Raw genomic sequence first — 7,580 nt, forward strand, 5'->3', positions numbered from 1 at the left:
TTCTCCTCAGAATACGGTGCAGAGAACTTCGCCGCCCACATTCGCCGAGCGCGCGGCGGCGTCCGACATCACGCCCTTCGGGGTCGACACGATCGACACGCCGAGGCCCTGGCGAACCTCCGGCAGGTCCTTGACGCCCAGGTAGACCCGGCGGCCCGGCTTCGACACGCGCTTGAGCTCGCGGATCACGGGGGTGCCGTCGAAATACTTCAGCGCGATTTCCAGCGTCGGATGGCCACGCGCGTCGGTCCCCTTCTCGTAGCCCCGGATGTAGCCCTCCGCGGCCAGGACATCGAGCACCCAGGCGCGCAGCTTGGAGGCCGGCGTGACGACCACGGATTTTCCGCGCATCTGCGCGTTGCGGATGCGGGTGAGCATATCGCCGATAGGATCGTTCATCTCTCGACCTCCCTCACCAGCTCGACTTCACGAGGCCCGGGGCCTGCCCGGTCGAGCCGAGCTCGCGCAGGGCGATCCGGCTCACCTTGAGCTTCCGGTAATAGGCGTGCGGCCGGCCGGTGAGCTGGCAGCGGTTGTGCAGCCGCGTGGGCGAGCTGTTGCGCGGAAGCTTGGCAAGCTTCAGACGCGCCTTGAAACGCTCTTCCATCGGCTTCGACTCGTCGTTCGCGATGTCCTTGAGCGCGGCGCGCTTGGCGGCGTACTGCTCCACCATCCGCTGGCGCTTCTTCTCGCGCTCGATCATTGCTTTCTTGGCCATGTCGTGTCTCCTCCGGCGCTCAGCTGGTGAAGGGCATGTTGAAATGCTTCAACAGCGCCTTGGCTTCCGCGTCGGTCTTCGCGGTGGTGGCGATTACGATGTCCATTCCCCAGACCTCGTCGACCTTGTCATAGTCGATTTCGGGGAAGACGATGTGCTCCTTCAGGCCCATCGCGTAGTTGCCCCGCCCATCGAAGGACGTGCCGGACACGCCGCGGAAGTCGCGGACCCGCGGAAGGGCGATGGTGACCAGGCGGTCGAGGAATTCGTACATCCGCGCGCCGCGGAGCGTCACCTTGGCGCCGAGCGGCATGTCCTCGCGGACCCGGAAACCGGCGATCGATTTCTTGGCCTTGGTGATGACCGCGCGCTGGCCGGCGATGGCCGAGAGGTCTTCCTGCGCCGACTTCGCCTTCTTGCTGTCGCGGACGGCCTCCGCTCCGCACCCGATGTTGAGCACGATCTTGTCGAGGCGCGGGATCTGCATGTCGTTCTTGTAGCCGAACTCTTCCTTCAGCGCCGCCTTGATCGTGCCGTCGTAGAGTTCGCGCAGACGCGGGGTGTAGGTGGTGGCGTCAAGCATCGATCACGTCTCCCGTGGTCTTGGCGTAGCGAACTTTCTTGCCGTCCTCGAAACGGAAGCCGACGCGGGTGGCCTTGCCGTTCTTGTCCACGATGGCGAGGTTCGACAGGTCGATCGGCAGCGCCTTCGGAACGCGGCCGCCCTGGCTTCGGGCGGACTGGGCGGTGTGGCGCACGGCCATGTTGATCCCGTCCACCACGGCCTTGCCGGCCTTGGGATTCACGGACGCGATGGTGCCGGTGCGGCCCTTGTCCTTGCCGGCCAGCACGACGACCTTGTCGCCTTTCTTGAGCTTCGCAGCCATCAGAGCACCTCCGGGGCGAGCGAGATGATCTTCATGAAGTTCTTCGCGCGCAGCTCGCGCACCACCGGCCCGAAGATACGGGTGCCGACGGGCTCGAGGTTGTTGTTGAGGATCACGGCGGCGTTGCCGTCGAAGCGGATCGCGGTCCCGTCTTCGCGGCGCACTTCCTTGGCGGTGCGCACGACGACGGCCTTGCGCACGTCGCCCTTCTTGACGCGGCCGCGCGGGATCGCCTCCTTGACGGAGACGACGATGATGTCGCCCACGCTGGCATATTTGCGCTTCGACCCGCCGAGGACCTTGATGCACTGCACCCGGCGCGCGCCGGAGTTGTCAGCGACATCCAGATTGGTCTGCATCTGGATCATGTGGTTTCTCCCGACCTTTGGGGAGGGCCCTGCCCTATCTCCCCAGGGTTTCGATCAAACCGGGTGTGGTCGTCCCTACTGGGCGATCACCTCCCAGCGTTTCGTCTTGGACTTGGGCGCGCACTCGATGATGCGCACCGCGTCGCCAACCTTGAAGGCGCCGTTCTCGTCATGAGCACGGTACTTCTTGGATTTTTTGACGGTCTTCTGAAGCACTGGGTGCTTGAAGCGCCGTTCAACCGCGACGGTGACGGTCTGTGCATTCGCCGTGGAGGTCACGGTGCCTTGAAGAATACGCTTGGGCATCTCGCTCTCCTCACTCGGCGGCCGCTTGCGCGGCCTTTTCGTTCAGGATCGTCTTCACCCGAGCCACGTCGCGGCGCACGACACGCATGCGTGCCGTGCTCTCGAGCTGGCCGGTGGCCTGCTGGAAGCGCAGGTTGAACGCTTCCTTCTTCAGGCCGACCAGTTGCTCGCGCAGCTGGTCCGGCGTCTTGTCTCTCAGTTCCTTGGCGTCCATCGCCTATCGTCCTTCCATCAGAAGTCGCGAAGACCCGCTTCGCGCTTTTCCAACAAAACGCCAGACCCCCGACCGGGCGCCGGGAGTCCGGAACATCTCACCAGTCCTCGCGGACAATGATGCGCGTCTTGATCGGCAGCTTCATCGCGGCGAGTCGGAGCGCTTCCTTTGCCACATCCTCACCGACGCCGTCAATCTCGAACATGATGCGTCCGGGCTTCACGCGGGCCGCCCAGTAATCCACCGAACCCTTGCCCTTGCCCATGCGGACCTCGGTCGGCTTCGAGCTGACAGGCACATCGGGGAAGATCCGGATCCAGACGCGGCCCTGGCGCTTCATGTGGCGCGTCATGGCACGGCGCGCGGCCTCGATCTGGCGCGCGGTGATGCGCTCGGGCTGCGCGGCCTTCAGGCCGTAGGTCCCGAAATTGAGGTCGGATCCGCCCTTCGCCTCGCCGTGAATGCGGCCCTTGTGCTGTTTGCGGAATTTCGTGCGCTTGGGTTGCAGCATCTTTCAGTCCTCCTCAGCGGCGACCGGCGCCACGGGGCGCAGGACCTTCCTGCAACTCCTGGGCACGGCGCTCGCGAGCCTGGGGGTCGTGCTCCATGATCTCGCCCTTGAAGATCCAAACCTTGATCCCGATGATCCCGTAGGGCGTGCTGGCCTCGACATTGGCGTAATCGATGTCCGCACGCAGGGTATGCAGCGGCACGCGGCCCTCGCGATACCATTCGGTCCGCGCGATCTCGGCCCCGCCGAGGCGGCCGGCGACGTTGACGCGGATTCCGAGAGCGCCCATGCGCATCGCGTTCTGCACCGCGCGCTTCATCGCGCGGCGGAAGCTGACCCGGCGCTCGAGCTGCTGGGCGATGCTCTCGCCCACGAGCTGCGCGTCGAGCTCGGGCTTGCGGACCTCGACGATGTTGAGGTGCAGTTCCGAGTCCGTCATGCGGGCGAGCTTCTGGCGCAGTGCCTCGATGTCGGCACCCTTCTTCCCGATGATCACGCCGGGGCGCGCGGAATGGATCGTCACGCGGCACTTGCGGTGCGGACGCTCGATCACGATCCGCGACACGCCGGCCTGCTTGGCCTCCTCGCGAATGAACTCGCGGATCTTGATGTCCTCGAGAAGCAGGTCGCCGTAATCCTTGGTGTCGGCATACCAGCGGCTGTCCCAGGTCCGATTGACCTGGACGCGCATGCCGATCGGGTTCGTCTTGTTCCCCATTAGACTTGCTCCTCGATCTGGCGAACCTTGATGGTGAGCTCGGAGAACGGCTTGACGATCCTGCCGAACCGGCCACGCGCCCGCGGACGACCGCGCTTCAGCACGAGGTTCTTGCCCACCCAGGCCTCGGCGACGACGAGCTCGTCGACGTCCAGGTTGTGGTTGTTCTCGGCGTTCGCGATCGCGGACTGAAGGCACTTCTTCACGTCCTGCGCGATGCGCTTGTTGGAGAAGGTGAGATCGTTCAACGCGCGATCGACCTTCTTGCCGCGGATCATCGCCGCAACGAGGTTCAGCTTCTGCGGGCTGGTGCGCAGCATCCGCAGTTTCGCCATTGCCTCGTTGTCGGCCACGCGGCGGGGGTTCTTTTCCTTGCCCATCGCTTTACTTCCGCTTCGATTTCTTGTCGGCCGCGTGACCGTAATAGGTCCGCGTCGGCGAGTACTCGCCGAACTTCTGGCCGATCATGTCCTCGCTGACCGACACCGGCACGTGCTTGTGCCCGTTGTAGACCCCGAAGGTAAGCCCCACGAACTGGGGCAGGATGGTCGATCGGCGCGACCAGATCTTGATGACTTCGTTGCGGCCCGACTCGCGCGACGCTTCGGCCTTCTTCAGGACGTAGCTGTCGACGAAGGGGCCCTTCCAAACGGAACGTGCCATGGCTTAACGGCCCTTCTTGCGTGCGTGGCGCGAGCGCAGGATGAGCTTCTGCGACGCCTTGTTGGTGTCCCGGGTGCGGCGGCCCTTCGTGGGCTTGCCCCAGGGCGTGACGGGGTGACGGCCACCCGAGGTGCGGCCTTCGCCCCCGCCATGCGGGTGGTCGATCGGGTTCATGACCACGCCACGCACCGAGGGGCGCTTGCCCATGTGCCGCGTCCGGCCGGCCTTGCCGATGTTCTGGTTCGAGTTGTCGGGGTTCGACACGGCGCCGATGGTGGCCATGCACTCCTGACGGACGAGGCGCAGCTCGCCCGACGACAGGCGGATCTGGGCATACCCGCCGTCGCGGCCCACGAACTGTGCGTAGGTGCCCGCGGCACGCGCGATCTGCCCGCCCTTGCCCGGCTTGAGCTCGATGTTGTGCACGATCGTGCCGATCGGCATGCCCGCGAACGGCATGGCGTTGCCGGGCTTCACGTCGACCTTCCGGCCCGCGACGATCTTGTCGCCCACGCCGAGGCGCTGGGGCGCGAGGATGTAGGCCTGTTCGCCGTCCTCGTACTGGATGAGCGCGATGAAGGCGGTCCGGTTGGGATCGTATTCGATCCGGACGACGACCGCCGTGACGTCGTGCTTCGTGCGCTTGAAATCGACGATGCGATAGAGACGCTTCGCGCCTCCGCCGCGGCGCCGCGCGGTGATGCGTCCGGTGTTGTTCCGGCCGCCCTTCTTCGTCAGACCCTCGGTGAGCGCCTTGACGGGACGACCTTTCCAAAGTTCCGAACGGTCGATCAGCACCAGCCCGCGCTGGCCCGGCGTCGTCGGCTTGTACGACTTGAGTGCCATGCTTTCTGTCTTCCGTTGTCAGCGGCGGGGTTCGCGCCCCGCCTTTGGTTTTGCGGCCCGGAACGGACCTGGAGTGAAGGGCCCCTCGGGTCCCCGGTGAAAAAGCCGGGGCCCCGGTCGTCCCGGGGCCCCGCCTGAGTCGGCGCTCACTATCAGAGGCCGGTCGTGACGTCGATAGTGTTCCCCTCCTCGAGGGTCACATACGCCTTCTTGACATCGCTGCGGCGGCCGGGGCGGCCGCGGAAACGCTTGGCCTTGCCCTTGGTGATGGTCGTGTTCACGGCCCGCACCTTCACGCCGAAAAGCTGCTCGACCGCTTCCCGGATCTGCGGCTTCGAGCTGTCGATGGCCACCTCGAAGACCACGGCGTTCGCTTCCGACGCCATGGTGGACTTCTCGGTGATGACCGGCTTGCGGATCACGTCGTAATGTTCGGGTTTCGCGCTCATTTCAGCCGCGCCTCCAGTGCTTCGACCCCCGCGCGCGTGATCACGAGCGTGTCGCGCTTGAGGATGTCATAGACGTTCGCCCCGACCGACGGCAGCACGTCGAGCCCTTCGACGTTGCGGGCGGCGCGCGCGAAGCCCTCGTCCACCTGCGGCCCGTCGATCACCAGGGCGCGCTTCCAGCCGAGGTTCTTCACCGCGCGTGCAAGCTCTGCCGTCTTGCCCGACGACTTCGCCTCGTCGATGACGATCAGGGCGCCTTCGCGCGCCTTCGCGGAAAGCGCGTGCTTCAGGCCGAGCTTGCGGACCTTCTTGGGAAGTTCATGCGCGTGGCTCCGCGGCGTCGGCCCCTTGTAGATACCGCCCTTGCGGAAGATCGGCGCGTTGCGGTCCCCGTGACGGGCACCGCCGGTGCCCTTCTGGCGATAGATCTTCTTGGTCGAGTAGCTGGTCTCGGAGCGCGTCTTCACCTTGTGGGTGCCGGCCATCGCCTTGTTGCGCTGCCAGCGCACCACCCGGTGCAGAAGGTCCGCGCGCGGCTCCAGTCCGAAGACGTCCTCGCCCAGATCGACCGAGCCGGCCGTGCCGCCGTCCAGCGTGATCACGTCGAGTTTCATTCGTCGCTGTCCTTCTTCTCGGCCTCGATGTCGGCCTCGGCCTCCTTGAGCGCGGCTTCCTGCTCGGCGGCGGCGGCCTCCTCGGCGGCGCGGCGGGCTTCCTCCTCCTCGGCGGCGGCCTGCGCGGCGGCTTCCTCGGCCTGGCGCTTCGCCTCGTCGGCGGCGGACTTGAGCGCCGCGGGCAGGATAACGTTCTCCGGCATCGCCTTCTTGACGGCGTCGCGCACCGTCACCCAGCCGCCCTTCGGACCCGGCACCGCGCCCTTGAGCATGATGACACCGCGCTCCGCGTCGGTGTGCACGACCTGCAGGTTCTGCGTGGTCACGCGCGCCGCGCCCATGTGGCCGGCCATCTTCTTGCCCTTGAACACGCGGCCGGGATCCTGGCACTGCCCGGTCGAGCCGTGGGAGCGATGCGAGATCGACACCCCGTGGCTGGCCCGCAGGCCGCCGAAATTGTGCCGCTTCATCGCGCCCGCGAACCCCTTGCCGATCGAGGTGCCCGACACATCCACGAACTGGCCCTCGAAATAATGGTCGGCGGTGATTTCCTCACCGACGCCGATCATGTTCTCGGGCGCGACGCGGAACTCCGCGACCTTCCGCTTGGGTTCCACGCTGGCCTTCGCGAAATGGCCGCGCATCGGCTGGCTCACCCGCTTGGCCTTGGCCATCCCGGCGCCGAGCTGCACCGCCGAATACCCGTGCGTTTCGGGCGTGCGCTGCGCCACCACCTGCAACTTGTCCAGTTGCAGGACGGTGACCGGCACCTGCCGCCCGTCTTCCATGAAGAGCCGGGTCATCCCGACCTTCCTTGCGATCACTCCAGAGCGCATCGTCCAGCCCCCCTTACACCTTGATCTCGACATCCACGCCGGCGGCGAGGTCGAGCTTCATCAGCGCGTCCACCGTCTGAGGCGTCGGATCCACGATGTCCAGGAGCNCGACATCCACGCCGGCGGCGAGGTCGAGCTTCATCAGCGCGTCCACCGTCTGAGGCGTCGGATCCACGATGTCCAGGAGCCGCTTGTGCGTGCGGATTTCGAACTGGTCGCGCGACTTCTTGTTGACGTGCGGGCCCCGCAGGACGGTGAACTTCTCGATCTTGTTGGGCAGCGGAATGGGACCGCGCACCTCGGCGCCCGTGCGCTTGGCCGTGTTCACGATCTCCTGCGTGCTGGCGTCCAGCACGCGGTAGTCGAAGGCCTTGAGCCGGATCCGGATATTCTGGCTTGTGACTGCCATTTGTCTTGCCTTTCGCGGTTGAGAGGTGGACCGGGCATCTT

The 7,580-nt window shown here is 65.9% G+C and carries 15 protein-coding genes and 1 pseudogene; all 16 read right to left on the reverse strand.

Annotated features, from left to right (window positions below; genetic code table 11):
• Positions 1-6: 6 nt before the first annotated feature.
• Positions 7-399 (reverse strand): 30S ribosomal protein S8, encoded by a 393-nt coding sequence (gene rpsH, locus AB6A66_RS14730; protein ID WP_371056485.1) that lies wholly within the window; start codon positions 397-399, stop codon positions 7-9.
• A 13-nt stretch (positions 400-412) separates the two neighbouring features.
• Positions 413-718, reverse strand: coding sequence for a 30S ribosomal protein S14 (gene rpsN, locus AB6A66_RS14735; RefSeq protein ID WP_371037619.1), 306 nt, complete (start codon positions 716-718; stop codon positions 413-415).
• Between the two features lie 19 nt (positions 719-737).
• Positions 738-1,301, reverse strand: a complete 564-nt coding sequence (gene rplE / locus AB6A66_RS14740; RefSeq protein WP_371056486.1) for a 50S ribosomal protein L5 — start codon at positions 1,299-1,301, stop codon at positions 738-740.
• Positions 1,294-1,605, reverse strand: coding sequence for a 50S ribosomal protein L24 (gene rplX / locus AB6A66_RS14745; RefSeq protein WP_371037621.1), 312 nt, complete (start codon positions 1,603-1,605; stop codon positions 1,294-1,296). The genes rplE and rplX overlap by 8 nt, the downstream gene beginning before the upstream one ends.
• Positions 1,605-1,973, reverse strand: coding sequence for a 50S ribosomal protein L14 (gene rplN, locus AB6A66_RS14750; protein WP_371037622.1), 369 nt, complete (start codon positions 1,971-1,973; stop codon positions 1,605-1,607). The genes rplX and rplN overlap by 1 nt, the downstream gene beginning before the upstream one ends.
• Before the next feature lie 75 nt (positions 1,974-2,048).
• Positions 2,049-2,279: a 30S ribosomal protein S17 gene (gene rpsQ, locus AB6A66_RS14755; RefSeq protein ID WP_371037623.1), complete on the reverse strand. Its 231-nt coding sequence runs from the start codon at positions 2,277-2,279 to the stop codon at positions 2,049-2,051.
• Positions 2,280-2,289: 10 nt separating this feature from the next.
• A complete protein-coding gene (rpmC, locus tag AB6A66_RS14760; RefSeq protein ID WP_371037624.1) occupies positions 2,290-2,493 on the reverse strand; it encodes a 50S ribosomal protein L29 in 204 nt (67 codons plus the stop codon).
• A 97-nt stretch (positions 2,494-2,590) separates the two neighbouring features.
• Positions 2,591-3,004, reverse strand: coding sequence for a 50S ribosomal protein L16 (rplP, locus tag AB6A66_RS14765; protein ID WP_371037625.1), 414 nt, complete (start codon positions 3,002-3,004; stop codon positions 2,591-2,593).
• Positions 3,005-3,017: 13 nt separating this feature from the next.
• A complete protein-coding gene (gene rpsC, locus AB6A66_RS14770) occupies positions 3,018-3,722 on the reverse strand; it encodes a 30S ribosomal protein S3 (RefSeq protein ID WP_371037626.1) in 705 nt (234 codons plus the stop codon).
• The gene (gene rplV, locus AB6A66_RS14775) at positions 3,722-4,102 is read right to left on the reverse strand and encodes a 50S ribosomal protein L22 (RefSeq protein ID WP_371037627.1); all 381 of its coding nucleotides are present in this window, start codon (positions 4,100-4,102) and stop codon (positions 3,722-3,724) included. Before rplV ends, rpsC begins: the two co-directional genes overlap by 1 nt.
• A 4-nt stretch (positions 4,103-4,106) precedes the next feature.
• Positions 4,107-4,385, reverse strand: a complete 279-nt coding sequence (rpsS, locus tag AB6A66_RS14780) for a 30S ribosomal protein S19 (RefSeq protein WP_371037628.1) — start codon at positions 4,383-4,385, stop codon at positions 4,107-4,109.
• Positions 4,386-4,388: 3 nt separating this feature from the next.
• On the reverse strand, positions 4,389-5,231 hold the full coding sequence (gene rplB / locus AB6A66_RS14785) for a 50S ribosomal protein L2 (RefSeq protein WP_371037630.1): 843 nt from the start codon (positions 5,229-5,231) through the stop codon (positions 4,389-4,391).
• A gap of 152 nt (positions 5,232-5,383) precedes the next feature.
• Positions 5,384-5,680: a 50S ribosomal protein L23 gene (locus tag AB6A66_RS14790; protein WP_371037631.1), complete on the reverse strand. Its 297-nt coding sequence runs from the start codon at positions 5,678-5,680 to the stop codon at positions 5,384-5,386.
• Entirely contained in the window at positions 5,677-6,294 is a 618-nt protein-coding gene (rplD, locus tag AB6A66_RS14795; protein ID WP_371037632.1) for a 50S ribosomal protein L4, read from the reverse strand. The genes AB6A66_RS14790 and rplD overlap by 4 nt, the downstream gene beginning before the upstream one ends.
• Positions 6,291-7,130, reverse strand: coding sequence for a 50S ribosomal protein L3 (gene rplC / locus AB6A66_RS14800; protein ID WP_371056487.1), 840 nt, complete (start codon positions 7,128-7,130; stop codon positions 6,291-6,293). Before rplC ends, rplD begins: the two co-directional genes overlap by 4 nt.
• 103 nt (positions 7,131-7,233) lie before the next feature.
• A pseudogene (gene rpsJ, locus AB6A66_RS14805) lies at positions 7,234-7,539 on the reverse strand (30S ribosomal protein S10); the annotation flags it as partial.
• Positions 7,540-7,580: the final 41 nt, after the last annotated feature.

This window comes from Rhodosalinus sp. K401 (assembly GCF_041365735.1).
Lineage (GTDB): Bacteria > Pseudomonadota > Alphaproteobacteria > Rhodobacterales > Rhodobacteraceae > Rhodosalinus.